This window comes from Micromonospora sp. BQ32 (assembly GCF_059358895.1).
The window spans coordinates 1-21,445 of record NZ_JCADBI010000033.1 but is presented as its reverse complement, the minus strand read 5'-3'; the positions used below and the strand labels follow the sequence as shown (position 1 = coordinate 21,445).

Below are 21,445 nucleotides of genomic sequence, written 5' to 3'. Positions count from 1 at the left end.
GTGATGAAGAGAGCCGACATCGATCATGTCAAGCATCTGGTGGGACGCCACTGTCAAGCATGTCCCGTGACGGGACACCGCCGGCTGCCGGCAAAGTGGTGAGAACTTTCTGTACGTCTTCAAGGCGGCCCTGAACGGGCCGCACGCGCCGCCGCCTGGGCGCGTGTCCGTCGCTCCGCTGGCGCTCCGACTCCGGCCACGCAACACGCCCGGCGGCTGGCGCGAAAGCGGAAGCCCAAGGGGGCCGCCGCAGAACGACAGGCCGCTGGGTGATGGGTGTGTGAGCCGCCAGCCGGCCGAGCCGCGCAGCCACGAGCCCGCGCGGCGCAGGGAAGCGCACGCCGGCCGCGTCGGCGAGCTGGCGGCGGTCGCGGGTTACGGCTACTGCGCCTCCGGCGGGGGCGCTCCGGCTCCAGGATGGCCGGGGCTCCGTCGGCGGGTCACGGTCCGTGGGTGGTTGCGGTAGGCCATCCCGCCTGCCCTCGACCCGGGCAAGCCGAGCAGACCACCGCCCGACCCGCCAGCGTCCGTACGGGCGTCAAGGTCCGCTTGACATGGCGGGCCGGACGGCGGCCCGCTCCCCAGGAGGGCGGGTCGACGGCACACGGGATGGCAGGCAACGAGCTTGCCTCGACTAGTATCCCGATGCCTAGAGAGGATGACGATGATCGAATTGCAAACCCCCACTAAAACGCAGAGTCCGGGCGCTCTCCTGGCAATTGCTCAATCAGTCATTGCCCAGTCAGTCTTCTTCGTCGGATTGCTCTATTTCTATGGATGGTCACACGAGCGGGGTTATTACGGGTATTTCGGCATACCGATGGGCCTGCTCGGAATAACACCTGTTGACGTAATGCAAAGCGGCGGAACCGTTCTTGTGACTGTGCTCCTATTTGCTGGAATGATTGTTCACCTTGTTGTGCAGAGTCACCCGCTGTTTGTCCAGGATGGCAAGGTTAAGTACGCGGTCGGGATGTCGCGGACTTTTGGGGCGCTGTTACTGCTGGCGGGCGTAGCAATGGTTGCGGCTCCCCTTTTGCTCGATGATCGTTATGCTTACAAGTCACTTATAGTAGCCGCAGTCTTCCCCATCTATGCATTGGTGGCTTTCGTCTATCTTTGGTTTGCGCGAGCAGCGGGACACGTGCCGGCCCGAATCCTTATGCACATGCAGCAGCGACTGCCGGTAATTCTGGTACTGCTTGGGATTCTCGCTCTTTCGTTTATATCCATGGTTGGCCGAGGGTTGGGGGAGTACCGAGCCTACCGGGCAGCGGACGATCACAAAAGTATTCCTGTGGCCGTCCTGTACACCAAAGAAGATCTGCGAATTGAGCGGCTCGGCGTAGAAAAAAGGACGTTGGAGTATTCTTCCAACTCGCGCTATCTGTATAAGTACGAGGGGCTGCTTCTCTTAGCCAGGAAGTCCAACCGTTTGTATCTACTTGAGAAGGATAACGTGAAAGGCGGGGTGCTTGTCATACCGGACGATGAGTCCATCCGCCTGGAGATAGATGGCAGTAGCCCGAGTGCCAGGAAGCCCGGAGTGACTAACTGAGTGACGACCGGTGCGACCAGATCCGGACGACCGTGGACGTCAGTGGACGGGTACCGCTGCCTAGAGTGCCTGGCGCACCAGGTCGGCGAGCCGTGTTGGTTGCCTGGGGGTCAAGGGGTCGTCGGTTCGAATCCGGCCGTCCCGACAGAGAAAAAGCCCTGACCAGCGGAAACGCTGGTCAGGGCTTTAAGTTTGTCTATGGGGTTTTGAACCGCCCCCCGAAAACCCCCCATTTACCGGGGTCGGCGACCAGGTTCGTCGTCCGTGCGCATCGTTGGGCAATGCGGGTGTGGGACGTCGCCCGCGGTCGGCGCCGAGTCGCTCGAGGATGTCCGAGACGTCCGGGGCTTGGGCGGGCTTGGCGATGTAGTACGTGGCGGTGACCTCCTCGCTGGAGTGTCCCAGTTGTGCTGCGGCGCTTTTCGTGTCGGTCTCTTCCTTGAAGGTGACCGCGCGCGCGGTGTACGTCGCGGCTGTCGCCGGCGGCCGGGGGCGGCCCGAGGCTGGTGACGGTTGCTCGTGCAGCAGGTCGTGCAGCCGGGTGGGGGCCCACGGGTCGGCCGGGTGATCGGAGCCGGGCAGGGTGTGAGCGATGAAGTCCTCGGCCAGCCGGTCCGGGTACAGCGGTTCGAACACGGTGGCCCGATGGGGGTCGGCGGCCGGGTAGCAGTGGCTGTGGTCGCTGATGATCCGTTCGGCGGGCAGTTCCCGCTCGACGCGGCGCAGGAGCCCGGCGGCCTCGGGGTGCGGGAGCGGGCCGGCGAGGGCGGCGGTGAAGACGGTACGGGCCATGACGTCGTCGGGCGTGCCGTGGTTCAGCCCGCGGGCGCGGCCCTCGTACAGCCGGGTCCAGTGTTGACGTTCGCGGTCGAGCACGTAGCGGGTTAGCAACGTGACCTGGGTGGGCGGCTGGGCGCCGGTCGCGCGGGTGTCGACGGCGACCAGCGCGGCGACGTGCACGGTGAGGGTGAGCCCGAACTCCGGATGACCCAGGTTGGGGAGTCGGGGGACGGCGTCCGGACCGGAGAGACCGTAGACGGCGGCGAAGCTGTCGTGGGCGGCGGTGAACATGGCCCGCCGAGCGTCCTCGTCGTCGGGCAGCGGGGCCAGGTACTGCTCGGACGTGCCGGCCTGGACGCGGGGATCGTCCAGGTTGGCGCGCAGTGCCGGCCACGTGGACGCGCTGCGTGCCACCATCAACACCCGTGCCGGTTTGTCGGCCCGGTGGAGCAGGGCGTTGCGCAGCAGCCAGAGCAGGCTGGACAGCGGGTACCGGTCGGCGTAGTCGACGATCAGCAGCACTCCCCGGTGGCGGTCCGGCCGCAGGTCCTGGCTGCCCAGCAGGGCGCTGGGCGTGCCCACGTGGGGCACCGCCGTGACGACCTTCCAGCCCTCGTCGGCGGCCTGGGCGGCGAGGTGGCCGGCCAGCCGGGTCTTGCCCCGACCGCCCGGGGCGTGCAGCCAGCGCACCGCCAGTCGCGGCCCGGTCTCCCGCCAGGTGCGCAGCTCGTCCCGTTCGGACTCGCGGCCGGTGAACGGGACCACGCGGGAGTGCGCGTTGAGCATCCGGGAGGGCATCTCGCGCAGCCAGCTCCAGTCCGGCGGGTCGGGCCGGCGGTGCTCCTCCAAAAGATACAGCGGCGTCCCGTCACCGAAGACGTGCAGGTCGGCGCCGATCACCCCGTACGCGGTGCCGGCGGCGGCAGAAACCTGCTGCTGGACGAGGAGGGGGTCGACGGTCATCGGGGCTGACCCGGGTCGGGCACCGGGCCGCTCGGGTCAGCTTCCGGCGGGGTGGGGTGGTTGACTATGCTGCCGAACATCACTCCCTGAGCGGTCGCGCCGGAGGCTGTCGCGGTGATGTGCTGGATCCACTGCTGCTGCGCGGTGGGTAGCCGGGTCACCAACTCGTCACGCAGGTCACGCACGCCGTCGGCGGTGACCGGGTCTTCCTCGACCAGGTCTGACAGCCGCGTCTGCCAGGCCGGCAACAGCCGTGCGCGTACCTGGTCACGCTGGGCGGGCGGAGCTTGTTCCACCTCCGCGGCCAGGGCGTCCAGCCGCCGGACCGCGGCGGTCTCCCGTCGCGGGTCACCGCGGCCGAGGAGCCGGGCGAACCCGGAGCGTGCCCCCTGCCACACGTCCGTCGCGGCCGCCTGCACCAGGACCGCCGCCGCGGACGCGCCCAACCCCGCCAGCCAACCGAGATCCACGTTCTCCTCCTCATCCGAAGGAATCGAGGCATTTCCACGCTAGCAAGCCGGCGCGACGCGGGGTCCGGGCTCGGGCTCCGGGATGAGTCGGGAATCGGTCGGCGCGCCGTGCCGGCTGCCGAGGCTGGAAACCCCCAGCCGATCGGCTGGGGGTTTCCGGCGCGTGCGGGTGAAGTGACCCCCTGAGCCCGGAACCATGGGGTCAGTTTCACGCGGCGTCGACATGTTTGCCTGCGATCGTCGACCAATCCCTCGTCCGCCAGCTCATGCGACCGGACCTCGGCGCTGAAGCCGATACATTCGGGGCCGAGACCGTGCTGTCCTGGGAGGTCGACTGGTCCAACTTCACCGACGAGTACGCCGGAATTACGGGCACCGCCGAGCAATGGGCCAGACGGCTCGCACTGGCCCTCGACCGCGCCTGGACCTGACCCCAGCCAGAATAGGTCGGCAGGACTGGCACTCGCTTCATCCGGCTGTCGTAATAGTTGGTAGCGCGCGACAAGCGGCAGATCAGCGCGTGTATCCGCAGCTGCGTCCGGGAATGAGGGTGACAGGCGAAGCGTGGCTGCGGTGAAATAGTGCCGTTACCGCAACGCGACGAGGTCATGGCGCGATGGAGCAGCCTCGAATTCGACTGAACAGGCGGCGGGGAAAGGGACAGCTATGCAACTGGTCGCGGGCGAACCGATGGAGTACCTGGGCGGTGACACGGTCGTCGAGGTGGACCATCCGGCAGTGCGGGCGTTAGCTGGTGAACTACGCGCGGCGCATCCGGACGACGTCGACTTCATGCGGGCCGCCTTCGCATGGGTTCGTGACCGGATCCGGCACTCCGTGGACGCCCAGGATCCGCGGATCACCGTCACCGCTGGCGAGGTGCTCAGCGCCGGCGTCGGCCTCTGCTATGCCAAGTCGCACCTGCTGGTGGCCGTGGCCCGGGCCGGCGGCGTTCCGGCCGGGTTGTGCTACCAACAGCTGACCGACGGGGGAGAGCCCTTCCTGCACGGCCTCGTCGCCGTATACCTCACCGGACGCTGGCATCGCCAGGACCCGCGCGGCAACCGCACCGGCATCGACGCCCAATTCCGGCTCGGGCGTGAGCAACTGGCCTACCCGATCACCGACGGATCGGCCGGTCTCGACTTTCCTGAAGTGCACGTGCGACCCTCGCCCAATGTGATCGCAGCCCTGCGCGGTGCTCGAGACGCTCTTGAACTGTGCCGCGCCGGGTTGCCCGCTACGCCCTGAGTCGGCACAGCGGATCTGGTCGAGAAGCCGCTCCAACCGTGCGAGCGCGCTCTCCTGCACGGTGAAGGCGCTGCGGATCTCATCGGAGACGCGCGATCGGCGGTTGCTCAGCGCGAGCGTTCCATTCGGTCTCGTCGTTGCACGGTCCCCGTTGGGCACGTGGATGCTGTAGATGGCGGGCCGCGACCTCGGGCCGGTGGAGCATTCCGCCCTGTTACCTGATGGTGCGGTGAATAGCTGGCGCCTGGTCTCCGCTAGACGTGCGGCCTCGCACGCGTGGTTCCTAAGCTCGACGAGCACCGTGATGGGTGGTGCGAAGCCCGTGGGCAGCTCTTCGGCTGCGGAGCACCCCTGCCGCACCCGTCATGTCCTCGGTGGCCAGTCCAGCATCAGCTTCGCCTCAACCTTCGGCCATCACTCGGGCCCCTCAGCCTTCGGCTAATCACGCCCACCACTGCCTGGGACCAGCTCTGAGCCGAAGAAAAACTCCACGACAAGTTGAGCGTCAAGGAAGTCGGTCTATCCGACGCCCATCTTCCTGACCAAGGTGAGGACCTCTACGACAGGCCGCTGCAGCGCCGCGTACGCCGCGATATGGGCGCCTCCTTGCTCCGGGTCCGGGCCGAGGCCCCCCAGCTCGCCGACCAGCTGGGCTGGCAGTTGCAGGCGGTGCCACGCGCTTGGTGCTCGATCGTGCTGCCGTCACGTACCCCGCAGCAATTGGCCGCACACGTTGCGGAAGCCAACGCGAGGGGGCAGGAGCTCGCCCGCAGGCTGGGTGTCAAATGAGAGCCGCCGGTCGACCGGCGGAAACAGCGGTTATTGACCTTCACACGTGACGAGGTCGGCCGCCGCGTCTGCCCGCGCGGCGCGATGACCTGGTCGGTCAACTGGGACGTGACGAACGGCAACCGCTTCGCCAACACGGTCGGCCCGCACCTGGACGCGCTGCCCTGAGACCGGCACCGCCGGCACGGATCCCGCAACGGGATCCGTGCCGGGTGGGCCGATCAGATGAACGCGAGCGAGCTGAAGAACGCCGGGTAGCAGTCGACATAGATGTCGTAGACGCCGGGCGGCACGTGCACGGGGCCCAGGGTGGCCCCGTTGGAGCACCGGGCGCTGACCGCGGTCGTCGGCTGGCCGGTGAGGGTGCAGCCCTGGAACACGATCAGCCACGGGTCGATGTACTGCCCGGCGTACGGGCAGGAGCCCGACATCACCGAGAAACCGCCGCCCTTCGCCGGTGAGGCGGCGGCCGCCGTCGACGTCGTGACGCTCAACGTGCCGGCGGAGCTCGCCGATGCCCGCTCGGCTCCGATGGCGGCGACAGCCGCGTCGCCGCTCGGCGCGGGTGCCGCGACCGCCGCGGACGGTGCGGCCATGAACGCGGCGAGCATCACCGTCGCGGCCAACAGCAGACTGGATGCGCGGAGAATGCCGGATCGTGCTCCGGCGGAGGGTCGACTACGCCATGTCATAACCAGAACCACCTCTCGATTGCTGTGCGATCTGCGGATGCCGGGCGCGTACCTGGTCGCGCCCGACCCGGCCGGGCCGTCGTCTGACGTCCATGGCGAAGCGTTCCAGGGTGCCGGTGGCCGGGTCTTCGTGACAGGGCGAGAACCGGGTCGCCGGCGTACCCCGGTTCTTGCGAATGTCCGCAAGGCTGTCCGGTCCGCGTCAACCGGGCGGCGTGGCCGGAACGCATCGATTACCGTTGACCGGCATGGGCGGTCTGTTCAGCCTCTGGCGGCAGCGAGTAGCCGACAACGCCCGCCGGGCGGTGGACGCCTACCAGGAGGAGCTGCTGGAATACCGCAACCTCGCGGCCATGCCGCAGGTGCGGTCGGAGATGCTCGATTTCGCGGTCTTCCTCCGTCAGCGCACGGTCGACCTCGCGGCGGACAGCGCGCCGTTCCACGTGCAGGATCTGGACCTGATGGCCGCGATGGGCCGCCAGCGCGGCGAGAAGGGACTCACCCTGACCGCGCAGCGGCAGGTGTTGCTCGTGCACACCCGGCTAACGCTGCGCGAGGTGTACGAGGCGGCCGGCCCGAACGACATCGCCGCGACGATGCACACGCTCGCCTGGCTGGCTCCCGCGGGAATGGCCGCCCAGGGCGCGTACACCCGGGGCTGGATCGAGGGGCAGCGGCGCACGCTGGCGACCGTCGCCCAGGTGCGGCTGCTGACGGTGATGCTGCTGGCCGGCGACGACAGCGCGACCGACCTGGCGCGCGGCCTGCACATGCCGGTCCCCGACCACGTCGTCGCGACGGTGGTCCGGGTGGCCGGCGGATCGCCCGGGCCGGACCAGGCGGCGCGGGACGAGTTCGCCAGCGCGCTGCTGAAGACGCACTGGATGCCGCTGAGCTGGCCGGAGCCGCACGAGGTGGTCGCGCTGATCCCCAGCTCGCCGGGCGGCCGGCAGCCGGCGGTCGAGCGCGGGCTCGCGCTGGCCCGCGACGTGGCCTCGATGACCGGCCGGCCGTGCGCGGCCGGCACCGCGCCTGGGCGGGTGCGCGCGTTCGGCGACGCCGTGGCGCTGGCCCGGCAGGTCAGCGAGGTCGCACCGGTGCGGGCCGTGCCGCGCCACGCGTACACGGTCACCGACGTCTTCGCCGAGCTGGGCGCCGCCCGGCTGGCGGAGGTCGGGCAGTGGCTCCAGGTGGTGGCGGCGCAACTTGACGCCGGCCCCGACCTGGTCGCCACGCTGGACGCCTACTACCAGCACGACATGAACCGGCTCGACACCGCGGCCGCGCTGTGCATCCACCCGCGCACGCTCGACTACCGGCTGACCCGGGTGCGCAACCTGACCGGGCTGGAGCCGGGCTCGACCCGCGGCGTACGGGTGCTGAGCACCGCCGTCGCCCGGATCCTCGCCGGCTAGATCAGCAGCGCCCAGTCGTTGACGAAGCGTGACAAGTAGCGATGAACGTCCGTCGATGTTTCCGCAGCTCAGCGCTCACTTTCGGCAGCCAATGACAAGCTTTGGCCGATCACTGTCGGTAACAAGGGGTTTTGACAAGCAATGACAAGCCCTGACGAGACTCGACATGAGGTTGTTGTGGGTTCGAATCGCCTCGGTCCCGATCGCGGAGCACGGGCTGTCCAAGATGGCTGTAGCACAACCTCGTTGCCTTGCCGTCCTCGGCATCGACTACCCCTTGCCAGGCACGGCTCAGCGTACGGTGAACTCCTGACGGAGTGGGCTCTCGGGCCGCCGATGTGAGGAATCGACTCTGTGCAGTGTCTTGAGTAATCAGCATCAGTTGTTGTAACACCCGTCTATCCGACTGGCCCGGAGGGCGTCCGGTGGACGGTCTCCCGGCTCCTGCCAGGGTTGGACGGGTCCTCGGCCTGAGGGTGGGTAGCGGTTGCTGCCGCGGCTGGCGCTGTCTGGCTACTTTGGGTCATCTTGATGTCGGACTGACATGTTGCTGTCCGTTTCATCCTGGCAACTTGTAACCGCCCTCTACAGCTGATCATCAAGCTTTCTACAGTTCGGCCGTTCATCGGGCGTGATCAACGGGGGCCTTGCGGTGGTTGCTGCACATTTGCGTGTCGGGGCGGGGTCCGGTGGGCGGGTAGGGCGACGTGCCCGACAGTTCGCGGGCCCTGGACTTAGCCGACTGATGGCGTGTCTGGGGTTGCCGGCGGCCTTGGTGGTCGCCACTGCCGGGGTTGTGCTGCCGGTGGCGGCGGCACCTGCTGCGGCGGCATGTGCGGGCGAGGCACGGACGGAGACGGCAGCTGCGGCGATGGCGGCCGCTTGTGACCAGGCGGTGGTGGTCGATGCATCGCGGTCTGAGTACGCGCGGGTGGTTGCGCAGCCGGACGGCCGTATGACGTTCGAGTCTGCTGTGGTGCCGCAATGGACCCGCAAGACCGGCGAATGGACCGACATCAACCTTCAGCTGCTCCGCGACGCCGACGGTCTGCTGCGGCCGCGGGCCTCCGCCGCCGATGTCACCTTCAGCAGCGGCGGGTCCGGCCCGCTGGTGATCGTGAAGAACGCGGCAAAGACGATGACGATGTCGTGGTCGGGCGGGAGCCTGCCGGAGCCGGCCGTGGACGGCGACTCAGCTACCTTCCCGAACGTTCTGCCAGACGTCGATCTGGTGCTGAGGGCCACGCGTGTCGGCTTCACTCACGTCCTTGTCGTCAAGTCCGCCGCGGCGGCGTCCAATCCCGCAGTGCGTCAGATCCGCTTCGATCTGGGTGGCGACGCACAGGTGCGTCACAGCCCGAGTGGAGCCTTGAAGGCGACCGCCGGCGCGGTCGTGGTCGCCTCGGCAGAGCCCGCGGCGATGTGGGACTCGCGGCCCTCCACGGTGGCGGCCCGAGCGATAGGACGGAACCAGGCGACCGGTGACGAGCCGTCGTCCGACGTATCCGCTGGCGACGCCGCGCAAGTGGCTCCGGTGGCTGCGCAGATCACGGGCGGCGGCGACCTCCTGCTGACCCCGGACCCGACGTTACTGGACTCCCCGAGCGCTCACTTTCCGATCTACATCGATCCGCAGTGGCGTTGGTCGGATCTGCGTAACAAGTGGGCGTACTCGACCAACAACGGGTCGTCGAACAGCGACTACAGCGTGGCGCGGCGGGGTTGAACCCGGACACCGGCGCCATCTACCGGTCGTATTTCGAGTTCCCGACCGTGGCTGACAACAAGGTGTCACTGAAGGGGAAATTCATCGCCGACGCGCGGGTCGAAATGAAGGTGGACCACACCCACTCGTGTGACGACACCCCGAACTGGATGTACCTGTCGCCGGCGATCGACAAGACGATGCGGGCAACCTGGTCGAAGATGGGTTTGTCGACGATGCTCACCGCCGCGGGCAGTCACGCCAACGAGGCGGGTGGGTGCGGTGCGATCCAGCCGGACATGACGGTGCAGTTTGAGAGCTCGGCGGTGACCACCCAGCTCCGGGCGGTGGCAGGCAACAGTTGGTCAACGATGACGCTTGGGTTCAGTGCCGCCGGAGATAAGAACGGCAGCGGCGAGTCGACGCAGAGCCGCTGGAAGAAGTACTTCCCGGGGAACGCCAAGCTGTTCGTGGACTATGACAGCAAGCCCGGCGCCCCGGCGGGCTTGCAGGTGGCGGGCGTGGCATGCAACAGCGGTGTGCTGATGGTCGGCACGTTCACGCCGACGTTGCGGGCGACGTTCCCGGACGCCGATTCGTGGGACTCCCTCACGGCCCACTTCGAGTGGATCGAGGTGCCATCCGGTGGCATGGCCACGGTGACTGACACCTCTCCGGCGCGCAAACCGGGACCCGGCGACAAGACGGGTATCACACCGAACACGGTGGCGACCAGCGTCGCGTTGTCCGGGTTGGTGAAGGACAAGACCTACGCCTACCGGGTGAAGAACACCGACACATACTTCCAGTCGGCGTGGTCGCCGTGGTGCCGTTTTGCGGTAGATAACACAAGACCTCCGGTGACAGTGAGCATGGTGACGGCGCCCCCCAGCCCTGGGCGCGCGGGCAGGTTCCGAATCGAGTCGTCGGACACGACAGTGGCGACGTTCACCTACGGGTGGGGCAGCGCGGGAGAGTTCTCCAAGCCAGCGCAGGGCACCAGCCCGAAGTACGTCGAAGTGGACGCGACCGCTCCGAGCTATGGCCGGAATGTGTTCAAGGCCAAGGCCATCGACGGAACCCTGAACGAGAGTAATGAGTTCGGGTACTCGTTCACGGTGGGCACGCCGCTGCCCGCCATCGCCCAGTGGGGGTTGGAGACCTATCCAGGTATCGACCAGGCGGCTGCGCTGGCGGATAAATCTGGGGTGGGCGCGAGCACGCCGTTGACTGCCACCAGCGTCGGGTGGACTGATGACGTGCGGATGGTCGACGGGAAGACCGCGACGTTCAACGGTTCCAGCAGCCAAGCGGCATCGTCGGGGCCGGTGGTGGACACTACCAAGTCGTTCACCGTGGCGGCGTGGGTCCGGCCATCGCTGATCGATACCGTCACTGACCGTGACGTGTTGGGGCAAGACCCGGCGATGACCTCGGATACGAGCATGGCGGGCGGCTTTTACCTGGGCGTCCGCCGTGACTCCCAGGGACCCCACTGGTCGTTCCACATGCGGAACTCCCTGGACAAGAACAGCAGCGGCGCGACGATCTACGCCCCCCCGACGCTGGGTAGCGCGGACATCGGAAAGTGGGTGCACATCGCCGGCGTCTACGACGCCGTGGCAAAGACGATGCGCCTCTACGTCAATGGTGCGGAGGCTGGCGAGACGCCGCGTGCGGCCACGCCGTGGGCTGCCACGGGCCGTTTCACGGTCGGGCGCACATACTGGGGAGCTGCGGGAAACTGGTGGGCCGGCAATATCGCCGACGTTCAGGTGTTCGACCGAGCCATCGTCCCGCACGACTTCACCGGAATCCTCAAGGATGACCCGAACTCTGGTGGGTTTGACGAGCCCGGCATGTTGACTCCGATCCAGGTCGGTGGCTGGGGGTTCGAGACCGATCCGGTAGGCGCGTGCTGGGACCCGACGATCGTGAACTCGTGTGAGGCCAAGGACAACACGACCGCGTGGGATCGGTGGCTGGCCCTGTCGAAGGGCGTCGAGGTCGACACCGGGCGAGGTGGGGACGGCAGCGCCGGCCTGCACTTCGACAGTGGGCTCGATGACGACGCTGACCCGAACACTCCACCCGCACCGACGACCGAGTTCGGACGCTCGGCCTACAAGCTCAATCCGATAGGCGATGTGGCGCAGTGGCAGGCCACCCCGGTGCTGCGCACCGACCAGTCATTCACCGTGTCTGTGTGGGTACGGCTCGAGCAGACCGACGACTACCAAACAGTGATGATCCAGAACGGGACAGCCGTCGGCGGCTTCTACCTGTACTACGGCAATGACAACGGTGGCGTTTGGAAGCTCAAAATGCTCGACACCGCGGCAACGCCTGACGACGGCACCGGGGCCACGTTCGCGACGGCACCAGCACCGAACGTCGGCGACACCTGGCAGCACCTGGTCGGTGTCCTGGACGCCGACCGCCGGCAACTCAAGCTGTACGTCAACGGCGAACACAAAACCACGACCACGCTCCGGACATCCTGGCGACCCTGGCAGGCGAACGGCCCGTTGTTGGTGGGTAGGAACGGCACCTGGCACCCGCTGCACGGCACAGTCGACGACCTCGGCCTCTACCAAGGCGCGATGACAGATGCCCAAGTCCTGGCCCTGCACCAAGCCCAGGAAGCCAGCTAACCCGTCTGCCGGCGCGGTGGTGACGCGTCGTCACCACCGCACCCGCGAACGTCGATCTTCGGCGGCCACGGTCCGCGCCGTCATGTTGCACCAGTCCTCTGTTCGAGTGGCTCTTGGTTCCTGGGAAGGGAACACATGTTGACGGGGTCTTCTCTTCGCCGGCTGCACCGGCGGGTTCTCGGTACGCCAACGCGCCGCCTGTCAGTGGCGGGGTCTCTAGCCGCCACGGTGGTCGCGTCGCTCCTGGTGGGCGTGCCCGCCGCCCAGGCTAAGCCCGACCGGCGGCAGCATCCGGCGCCGGCCGAGAAGTTGGACAACGACGGCGGGCCGGTGGCGGGTAAGGGCTGGGAGCAGCAGCGGGTGCAGTACGCGCCGGCGCCCGCACCGGTGTGGCCGGCCGCCGGTAGCGCCCATGTGGAGCTTGGCGGGCCTGGTGCCCGGGTCGCCGGTGGCCGTGGAGCGAAGGCGGGTGATTTGCCGGTCTGGGTGGACCGCGCCGCGGGTAAGGCCGGTGAGCGGCTGAGCGCCGTCGATGTGCAGGTGATGGACCGGGCGGCAGTGCCGCAGTCGTGGCGTGACGGGCTTGTCATGAAGGTGAGCACCCCGCGCGACGAAGCAGTGGGCACGGCGAAGATCTCGGTGGACTACAGCAAATTCCGGTACGCCGCCGGCGGCGAATGGGCGTCGCGGCTGAAGTTGTGGCAGGTACCCGAATGCGCGTTGTCCACCCCGGACGACCCAAGTTGCCGGTCGGTGCCGCTGCGCACCGCCAACGACCTCGCCGCCGGTGTCGCCACGGCGGAGGTCGCGGTGCCCGCCGCGCAGCCACCGTCGCCATCCACGACCGGCGGACGACCGTCAGGCGGTGCCGCGGTCGAACAGCGGGCGGCCTTGTTCGTGGTGTTGGCCGCAGGCGCCTCGGGCAAGGACGGTGACTTCACCGCCACCAGTCTGACTGCCTCATCGACGTGGTCCTCGGGCGGCTCCTCGGGCGACTTCTCCTGGTCGTATCCGGTACGCACCGCGCCGGCGACCGGCCCTGCGCCCTCGGTGACGCTGGCCTACTCGTCGTCGGCGGTGGACGGGCGCTCCGAGGTGACCAACAACCAGCCCTCATGGATCGGTGAGGGCTTCGACTACTCGCCCGGCTTCATCGAGCGCCGCTACGTGCCGTGCGTAGAAGACATGAAGAACGGCGCGAACAACACCCAGCGCACCGGTGACCAGTGTTGGCGGTCCGACAACGCCACCCTGAGCCTGAACGGCAGCGGTGGCGAGCTCGTGTTCCAGGCGGGTAAGGGCTGGCACTCCCGCTCCGAGGACGGCTTGAAGATCGAGAAGCTGACTGGTGGGTCGGGCAACGGCGACAATGACGGTGAGTACTGGAAGGTGACGACCACCGACGGTACGCAGTACTTCTTCGGCATGCATGCCCTGCCCGGTCAGACGGCTAAGACGAACTCGACGCTGACCATGCCGGTGTTCGGTAACCACTCGGGTGAGCCGTGCCATCAGAGCGCGTTCACCAGCTCCGACTGCACGCAGGCGTGGCGGTGGAACCTCGACTACGTCGTGGACGTGCGGGGCAACACCATGTCGCTGTGGTATGGCAAGGAGACCAACAAGTACGCCCGTAACGTCACCGACTCCGATGACGTGTCGTACGACCGAGCTGGCTACCTCACCCGCATCGACTACGGCACCTACGACCGGACGGCGGCGACGCACGGGGTCACCGAGCGCAGCACCACCCCGTACGCGCAGGTGGTGTTCAACACCGACATTCGTTGCTTCTCCAACTGCGGCACCGAGGCGAGCCCGGTCAAGGACTCCTGGAAGGACACCCCCTGGGACCAGGAGTGCAAGGCGTCGGCGACGTCGTGTCCGCAGCAGTACTCGCCGACGTTCTGGACCACCAAGCGGCTGAAGACGATCACCGCGAAGGTGTACGACACCACCAAGACCACCCCTGCCTGGCAGGACGTGGAGTCGTGGACCCTGAGCCACACGTTCACCGCCACCGCGGACTCCACGCACACCGGCTTGTGGCTCGACAAGATTGACCACGCCGGGCACGTCGGCGGGACCGTCAGCCTGCCGCCGGTGACGTTCACCGCGACGACGATGGCAAACCGGGTGTTGACCGAGCATGGCACGTCGGACAACTGGCTGCGGATCTCTGACATCAAGACCGAGACCGGTGCGATCATCCACGTCGACTACAGCGAGACCGAGTGCACCGCGGCGAACACCGAGTCGCTGGCGGCGCACACGAATACGAAGCGCTGCTACCCGGTGTTGGTGCCGGATCCGGACGACCCCAGTGGTGAGCGGCTGGTCACGCAGTGGTGGCACAAGTACCGGGTCGAGCACATCGCCGAAAACGACGTGCAGCTCAAGGACAGTCGACAGGCAGACGCCACCCACACCTGGTACCAGTACCCGGGCACGCCCGCGTGGCACTACGCCGACGACGATGGGTTGTCTAAGCCGGACCGCAAGACCTGGTCGCAGTGGCGCGGCTACGCCCAGGTCAACACCCGAGTCGGATCTGATCCGGCCACCCAGAGCTTGACCGCCACGACGTTCATGCGCGGCATGCACGGCGACAAAGCCAGCCCGTCCGGCGGAACACGCACCGTGACCGTCCCCGCCTCCGTGGGCTCGGAAACCGTTCATGACGAGGACCAGTTCGCCGGTCGGATCCGCGAACAGGTCGTCTACAACGGGGTCGCGACCAAGCCGGTGTCGAAGACCGTGAACGTGCCGTGGCGGTCCCCGCCGACCGCCAGCCGGACGATCAACGGTGACACGGTTGAGGCGCGGTTCGTGGACACGCAGGCTACCTACACGTCCACCGCGCTTGGTGTGGACGGGGCGCGGGGTTGGCGTACCTCGGGACGGACGACGAGCTTCGACGACACGTACGGCACGCAGAAGTGGTCGCAAGATGATGGCGACATCTCGAAGACCGGCGACGAAAAATGTGTCACGTACAGCTACAACCGCAATCTGAGCAAGAACCTCACGGAAGCGGTCAAGCAGACCACCACCACGGCGTTGGCCTGCGGCATGAACCCGGCCAGCGTCGATGACGTGATCTCCGACGTCAGGACCTACTACGACGGCGCGAGCAGCGCCGACACCACACCGAAGTTCGGCGCCGTCACCAAGACCGAACAGCTCAAGGACTGGGAGCCGGGAACCGGCACGGTGTGGCAGACAGTCTCGCAGGCCACCTATGACCCCACGGGTCGGGCGCTGACCGCCACCGACATCAAGGGCAACGTCACCACCACCGCATACACCCCCGCGGTCGGAGGCCCAGTCACCAAGGTGACCACAACAGGCCCGGCGCCGTTCAACTGGACCTCGTCCGCGGAGACCAACCCGTACTGGGGATCCACCACCAAGACCACCGACCCCAACGGCAAAGTGACCGCTGAAGTGCAGTACGACGCCCTGGGCCGTACCTCCAAGGTGTGGAAGCTGGGTTGGTCGAACGCGAGCAACCCGAACAAGCCGTTCGCCCAGTACACCTACACCTTCGCGCCCAACCGGGACACCTACCCGTACGTGACCAGCCAGGTCCTAAACGCCGACGCCAACTACGTGACGGCTTACCAGATCCTCGACGGACTGCTCCGGCCGCGGCAGACGCAAAGCCTGTCGATGAGCGGTAGCGGTTCCCGGGTCGTCACCGACACCATCTACGACGAGTTCGGCCGGGCCGCCACCAGCTACGCCGCCCACGCCGAACCGGGCGCCCCGTCCGGAGCCCTCTGGTGGGAGCCGGACTGGTCCGTGCCGGCCGTGACCAAGACCGAGTTCGACCGCGCGTCCCGGCCCACAGCGAGCGTCTTTCTCGCCGGCGATGGCGACATCAATCTGGCACCGAAATGGCGAACCGTTACCTCACACGAGGGTGACCTGAGCACGGTCACCCCGCCGGCCGGTGGCACCCCCACCACCACCGTCACCGACATCGAGGGCCGCACCATCGCCCTGCGGCAACACAACACCCCCGCCGGTGTGACGGGCAGCTACCTGGAGACTCGTTACGAGTTCAACCGCAAAGGCCAGGCTGTCAAGAACATCGATCCCGGCGGCAACCAATGGGTGTACGAGTTCGACGCCAAGGGCCGCCAATGGCGGACGACCGACCCGGACAAGGGTGTCACGACCAGCACCTACAACGACGCCAACGAGCTGACCAAGACCGTCGATGCCAGCGGTAACGCGCTGTGGTACGTCTACGACACCCTCGGCCGGAAGAAGGAACTGCGGGATGGCTCCGCGACGGGTGCGCTGCGCGCGGAGTGGAAGTACGACGCCCTGTACACCGGTCAGCCTGGGTACAAGGGCCAGTTGACCCAGGCGATCCGGTACGAGCCGGCCGGGTCGGCGAACGCCTGCAAGTGGCAGGTGCGCAGCTTCGACGCCCGGTATCAGCCCAAGGGCTTCCACTACGTGATTCCTGCGGTCGAGGCGGGCCTGGACTCCACCTACGTCTACGGCTACGAATACGCCGACGCCACCGGCGCGCCGGTATCGATCTCTTACCCGGCTGCTGGTGGTCTGGTCACCGAACAGATCACCACCGACTACAACGCCACCACCGGCATGCCGACGAGCATCAACACCAGCCTGACCGGCTCGGTGGGCACCATGGCTACCGCCACCTACACCACCTACGGTGAGCGCGACGGGTCGGTCTACAAAATGCCCAACGGTGTCTACACCCAAGACACTATCTACCGTGAGGAGGCAACCCGCAGGATCAAGCGCACCACCATCGAACGGCAGAACGTCGCGGGCACCGTCTCGGACCGCAACTACGACCACGACGACGCCGGCAACATCACCTCGATCGCGGACACCCCGCAGGTCGGCGTGACGGACATTCAGTGTTTCCGCCAGGACGAACTCGGGCGACTCAAGACTGCTTGGACACCGAAGTCGGGAGTGAGCTGCGAGACCGACCCGAGCGCGGCGAACCTCGCCGGCCCGGCACCCTACTGGCAGGACTGGACGTTCACCACCACCGGCTCCCGGGTGACCGAGACCAGCCACACCCCCGCAGGGGAAACCACCCGCACGTACGCCACGCCCACCGGCGGCCAGAACGCCGTACGCCCGCACGTCGTGACCGCGATGACGACGCAAGCACCGGGCCAAAGCGACATGATCAACAAGTACGCCTACGACAACACCGGCAACACCACCTGCCGCCCCGCCGCCAACACCGCCAACGACTGCGCCACCGGTACCAACAGCCAAACCCTTGGCTGGAACGCCGAGGGCAAACTCGCCACCGTCAACGCTGGCGGGAAGAACATCGAAACCAACATCTACGACGCCAACGGCACCCGGATCATTCGACGCGACACCACCGGCACCACCCTGTACCTACCCGGCCAGGAAATCCGGCGCCAAGGCACCGTCAACACCGGCACCCGCTACTACGACTTCGCCGGCACCACCATCGCCAGCCGCACCGCAAACTCCGCAATCAGCAACCTGACCTGGCTCTACAACGACCACCAAGGCACCCAACAAGTCGGCATCAACGCCAGCACCCAAGCCGTCACCATCCGCCGGCAAAACCCCTACGGCGCACCCCGTGGGACGAACCCCACCTGGCCCAACAGCAAGGGTTTTGTTGGCGGGGACATCGACCCCACCAACCTGGTCAACATCGGCGCCCGACAGTACGACCAGACTCTGGGCCGGTTCATCTCAGTCGACCCGCTTATGGACCTGTCCGATCCACAGCACTGGAACGCCTACTCCTACGCCAACAACAGCCCCATCAACCTCTCCGACCCCACCGGCCTCGACCCCGGCGGCGGCCAGCGGATCGACGAAGAACGAGAGGCGGCGAACCCCTCTTCGCCTGGAGGCGGCAACACGCCTTCCTCGGGTGGCAGCAGCACGGTCGGCGACAACAACGTGAACGGCGCGCGCCAGGCAGCCAAGGATGCCTTCCTCACCACCTATACCAAGGACAACATCAACTGCAAGGCCCACCCCGGTGACTGCCTCACGCTACGCACGGCAGTTGTCAAGCAGAACTTCGACCCGATCAAGGCCGAGATCCAGATCCTCTGCGGCGGCGGGCGCTTGGACTACACCAACTGCCTCAACCAATACGGCTTCCAGTGGGACTGCGGCGTCACGGCGTGCCCCGAAGCGATGATGTATGCCGGCGAGATCGTGGCAGCGATCGCCATGGGCGGAGGATTCGGGATCGGCCGCGGCCTCGCCACCGCTACGGCCGCCAAGACAGCTGCCCGCGCTTGTTCCACGTGCACTCCGCTGAGTCAATCAACTCTAGATGAGGCATTCGATCTCGCCAACACGCCCAGAAAGTTGGAGCACGTAATCGACCCTGCAAAACACGGATTCGGAGACCTTGTTACTTCTGCGGGAGGCAGAGCTGAAGCGATGCGTGCGATAGTGGATAGTCTACGATGCACCTGCGGACTTCCTGCGACTGGGCCCTTCAAGGTTCAGCGTGATATTTATGGTGAGACGGTGACAATTCATGGCGCAATGGTCAATGGTGTGCCTCGAATAGGAACCGCGTTCATTCCATCAAAATTCCCTGGAGCGTTGTGATGGGCATCAGTCCAGAGGCTGGTCGGGTTGAGGAGTTTCCTCGTCCCCTGACTGCTCTCGAATGTGAGGTCATCCAAGCGATTCTGATTGATGGCATTCCTGGTGTGGTAGAGCTCAGGTCGCAGCTCAAGTCAGCAAGGGTGTCAGCTCGATGGCAGCCGAGCGGGTCGCCGAGCATTGACCTCGAGATACCAGCTGATCTGACTGCTGCCCACGTGACGGAGGGCCCATTTCCGGTCGATGCCCATGTCTATGATCCAGATGAAAACTATATTGGCGAGCTGCTCCTCTGGCTTTCGGAGGGGCGACTTTCTTCGCTCGAATTCGCCTGGGTGACGGAAGAGATGCCACTCTCGCTGCCTTCCGAAAATTGGATTAAGGTCAACCGTCGCTAATTCTTATAGCGCCGATGCGGCAAATGAAAGAGTTGCCGCATCGGCGCGAGCAATCGAATGTCGACCGTGCTGATTCATGTCACAGTGCATCAGCGGATCTTGGTCGTTCGCGTGTCCAGGACGCTCGGTGTGCGGGCCTTGGACCTGACGATGGCCTTGGTGGTGTTCTGGCGGGGCGGGCGTCGCGGACGCTGGGACGGGACGCCGGCTGTCTCGGCCTGCTCGATGGTGCCGTCCGGCTCGGGGAGTGTCGATTTCGCTCGCTCCGCCCTCCTGTGACGGTTTGGACCTGTGGTGTGATCGAGGTTGTTAGATGGGACCGGTCGCCGTAGGCGAGGATCAGGGCGTTGTGGACCTTGGCCCAACCGTTGACCCGGCCGGTGATACTCACTCCGCCCTTACGTTTCTGCTGGACGACGAGGCAGAGAACCTTCATCGCGGCTTGCTTGGTCGGGATGTGCCCGCGCCATCTCGGGTGCCGAGTCGATTAGGACCAACAGGCTGACGGCTGTAGGGGGCATCATGGCGTGACGGTCCGACGGAACCGTTCGGTCAGCCGCCCGGGCAGCGGTGTCACCGCCGCTGTGTTCCACGCAGTGCCCGGGCGGACAGGACGTCGTCGCTGCCGGCGCCGGATCGAGGTCCTGTCCGGCGAGGACAGCGATCGGTACGGCGACCACAGCGATCACGGCGGTCAGCACCAGGAAGACGATGTGGTGCGTACCTGTCGCAGTTGGTACGCGAGGAGCGCGATGAGGGCCGGCCCGGCGGTCGCGACCAATTCGGCGACAAGTAGGACCTCGCTTGCCTGACGTTTGAGGTCCTCGAACTCGCCGGGCTGGTTGCCGTAGCTGACGCTCCACTGCTCCAGGCCGATACTCACCCACCATATGGCCGTCGCGATCAGCCCGCAGACCCAGAGAGGACTGCCAGAGGTTCGGTCAGTAGGCATGCCGTGAGGAGGGGCGGCACGGTGGCAGATGCGCGGGGCGGTTAGGCCTGACGGGGTCCTGTGTGGGTCCCCCGTTTACCCCCCGAAAACCCTGGCGAATCGTTGACGAAGGGTGACAAGAAGCGACGGGTGCCTAGCGACGTCCTTGCAGCTCAGCAACGACTTTCGGCAAGTGATGACAAGTTTGTTTCGGTCACTGTCGGTAACAAGGGGTCGTCGGTTCGAATCCGGCCGTCCCGACGCAGGTGAGGGGCCATCTCGGAAGATCGAGACGGCCCCTTTGTCGTACCTGGGTGACTAACTGAGTGACTACGCCTCAGCGTCGAAGATTCGGTCCATGGCGACTGCACCGTTCAGGAGCACCGGCCGTAGTTGGTGCCGGGTAGACGGTTTCGGTGACGGTCGTGCCGGAGTGGCCGCAGAGGTCCGCGATCTGTTCGAGGCTCATGCCGCTGTCCGACAGTAGGGACACGAAGCTGTGCCGCAGTTCGCGGGGAGTCCAGTCGCGCGGGTCGAGGCCCGCTTTGGCGACGACGGGGCGGAAGGCCCGAAGCACGTTGTGCCGATCGAGGGCCGTACCAGCGGCAGAGGCGAAGACGAGGCGGTCAGCGGTGGGCTGGCCTTGGCGCTCGTGGTGGGTGGTGAGCGCGGTGACGCACCGGGCCGGCAGAGCCAGGGTGCGACGCGACTTCTTGGTCTTGGTGTCTCCGTCGGCGCGGGCCGAGCGCCAGACCTGAATGGATGGCGGCACCGGGGGATCGTTGTCCGGCTTGCCGGCGAGGTCGACGTGTGACCAGGTGAGGGCTCGCAGTTCCTCGGTGCGAGCGCCGGTCAGCAGTGAGACGACGATGTAGGCGTGCAACGAGCTGCTCTCGGCAGCGATGAGAAGCGCCTTGGCATGGTCGAGCGTCAGCGACTTCGAGGGACGGCCGCCGCGACCTGTGGGTACTTCGCAGAGTGCCACAACGTTGCGTTTGACCCTGTCTCGTGCCATGGCTCGATTGACGGCGCGGTTGAGCAGCGAGTGGAGGAGCCATGCCGCAGGCGCGGCCGAGGGAGACGAGCCCGCGCAGGAGGGTGGAGAACTCTTCCTGTTGCTGCTTGGTGCCGAGGACGGTGGAGTACATGGCGAGTTCGTCGATGATGGTGACGATGACGGACATGCCGTCGCCGTCGGCGAGCTTGCGGCGCCGGTTGGCC

At 66.6% G+C, this 21,445-nt stretch carries 13 protein-coding genes and 2 pseudogenes; 9 read left to right on the top strand and 6 right to left on the bottom strand.

Translation table 11 applies throughout. From position 1 onward, the window contains the following. Nucleotides 1–658: 658 nt before the first annotated feature. Complete coding sequence (locus tag AC5L30_RS32540; protein ID WP_494872067.1) at nt 659–1,558, top strand: hypothetical protein; 900 nt, start codon at nt 659–661, stop codon at nt 1,556–1,558. A gap of 186 nt (nt 1,559–1,744) precedes the next feature. Here AC5L30_RS32540 and AC5L30_RS32535 read toward each other — a convergent pair whose 3' ends face one another. Together AC5L30_RS32535 and AC5L30_RS32530 are read right to left on the bottom strand one after the other, a co-directional pair. Continuing rightward, a complete protein-coding gene (locus AC5L30_RS32535; RefSeq protein ID WP_494872066.1) occupies nt 1,745–3,301 on the bottom strand; it encodes a hypothetical protein in 1,557 nt (518 codons plus the stop codon). Further along, complete coding sequence (locus AC5L30_RS32530) at nt 3,298–3,771, bottom strand: hypothetical protein (RefSeq protein ID WP_145796082.1); 474 nt, start codon at nt 3,769–3,771, stop codon at nt 3,298–3,300. The genes AC5L30_RS32535 and AC5L30_RS32530 overlap by 4 nt, the downstream gene beginning before the upstream one ends. Nucleotides 3,772–4,437: 666 nt before the next feature. On the opposite strand from AC5L30_RS32530, the gene AC5L30_RS32525 reads away from it, so the two are divergent. From AC5L30_RS32525 to AC5L30_RS32515, 3 genes are all read left to right on the top strand, one after another. Then, nucleotides 4,438–5,022, top strand: coding sequence for a transglutaminase-like domain-containing protein (locus tag AC5L30_RS32525; RefSeq protein WP_387125243.1), 585 nt, complete (start codon nt 4,438–4,440; stop codon nt 5,020–5,022). Nucleotides 5,023–5,520: 498 nt separating this feature from the next. After that, nucleotides 5,521–5,811: a hypothetical protein gene (locus AC5L30_RS32520; RefSeq protein ID WP_494872065.1), complete on the top strand. Its 291-nt coding sequence runs from the start codon at nt 5,521–5,523 to the stop codon at nt 5,809–5,811. Nucleotides 5,812–5,844: 33 nt separating this feature from the next. Continuing rightward, the gene (locus AC5L30_RS32515) at nt 5,845–5,979 is read left to right on the top strand and encodes a hypothetical protein (protein WP_269215519.1); all 135 of its coding nucleotides are present in this window, start codon (nt 5,845–5,847) and stop codon (nt 5,977–5,979) included. Nucleotides 5,980–6,032: 53 nt separating this feature from the next. Here AC5L30_RS32515 and AC5L30_RS32510 read toward each other — a convergent pair whose 3' ends face one another. Further along, on the bottom strand, nt 6,033–6,437 hold the full coding sequence (locus AC5L30_RS32510) for a hypothetical protein (RefSeq protein ID WP_494872064.1): 405 nt from the start codon (nt 6,435–6,437) through the stop codon (nt 6,033–6,035). Nucleotides 6,438–6,751: 314 nt separating this feature from the next. Between AC5L30_RS32510 and AC5L30_RS32505 the strand changes: the two genes are divergently transcribed. The 5 genes from AC5L30_RS32505 (at nt 6,752) to AC5L30_RS32485 (ending at nt 19,293) form a co-directional block, all read left to right on the top strand. Next, on the top strand, nt 6,752–7,918 hold the full coding sequence (locus tag AC5L30_RS32505; protein WP_494872062.1) for a PucR family transcriptional regulator: 1,167 nt from the start codon (nt 6,752–6,754) through the stop codon (nt 7,916–7,918). A gap of 772 nt (nt 7,919–8,690) precedes the next feature. After that, entirely contained in the window at nt 8,691–9,644 is a 954-nt protein-coding gene (locus AC5L30_RS32500) for a hypothetical protein (RefSeq protein ID WP_494872061.1), read from the top strand. Then, nucleotides 9,581–12,277 carry a LamG domain-containing protein gene (locus tag AC5L30_RS32495; RefSeq protein WP_494872060.1) on the top strand — a complete coding sequence of 899 codons (2,697 nt, stop codon included), beginning with the start codon at nt 9,581–9,583 and terminating at the stop codon, nt 12,275–12,277. Before AC5L30_RS32500 ends, AC5L30_RS32495 begins: the two co-directional genes overlap by 64 nt. Nucleotides 12,278–12,505: 228 nt before the next feature. Further along, the gene (locus tag AC5L30_RS32490) at nt 12,506–18,898 is read left to right on the top strand and encodes an RHS repeat domain-containing protein (RefSeq protein WP_494872059.1); all 6,393 of its coding nucleotides are present in this window, start codon (nt 12,506–12,508) and stop codon (nt 18,896–18,898) included. Further along, nucleotides 18,898–19,293, top strand: a complete 396-nt coding sequence (locus AC5L30_RS32485; RefSeq protein ID WP_494872057.1) for a hypothetical protein — start codon at nt 18,898–18,900, stop codon at nt 19,291–19,293. The genes AC5L30_RS32490 and AC5L30_RS32485 overlap by 1 nt, the downstream gene beginning before the upstream one ends. 694 nt (nt 19,294–19,987) lie before the next feature. On the opposite strand, the gene AC5L30_RS32480 is transcribed toward AC5L30_RS32485, so the two are convergent. The 3 genes and pseudogenes from AC5L30_RS32480 to AC5L30_RS32470 all read right to left on the bottom strand — a co-directional run. Beyond that, nucleotides 19,988–20,176: a hypothetical protein gene (locus AC5L30_RS32480; RefSeq protein ID WP_494872055.1), complete on the bottom strand. Its 189-nt coding sequence runs from the start codon at nt 20,174–20,176 to the stop codon at nt 19,988–19,990. A 378-nt stretch (nt 20,177–20,554) separates the two neighbouring features. Then, nucleotides 20,555–21,278: pseudogene (locus tag AC5L30_RS32475) on the bottom strand (site-specific integrase); the annotation flags it as partial. Then, nucleotides 21,244–21,445: pseudogene (locus AC5L30_RS32470) on the bottom strand (FtsK/SpoIIIE domain-containing protein); the annotation flags it as partial. The pseudogenes AC5L30_RS32475 and AC5L30_RS32470, both read right to left, overlap by 35 nt.

What these genes read in the sequence shown, in the direction of transcription:
- AC5L30_RS32540 (WP_494872067.1), top strand. Translation starts at nt 659, where the DNA reads ATGACGATGATCGAATTGCAAACCCCCACTAAAACGCAGAGTCCGGGC.
- AC5L30_RS32535 (WP_494872066.1), bottom strand. Translation starts at nt 3,301, where the DNA reads ATGACCGTCGACCCCCTCCTCGTCCAGCAGCAGGTTTCTGCCGCCGCC.
- AC5L30_RS32525 (WP_387125243.1), top strand. Translation starts at nt 4,438, where the DNA reads ATGCAACTGGTCGCGGGCGAACCGATGGAGTACCTGGGCGGTGACACG.
- AC5L30_RS32505 (WP_494872062.1), top strand. Translation starts at nt 6,752, where the DNA reads ATGGGCGGTCTGTTCAGCCTCTGGCGGCAGCGAGTAGCCGACAACGCC.
- AC5L30_RS32485 (WP_494872057.1), top strand. Translation starts at nt 18,898, where the DNA reads ATGGGCATCAGTCCAGAGGCTGGTCGGGTTGAGGAGTTTCCTCGTCCC.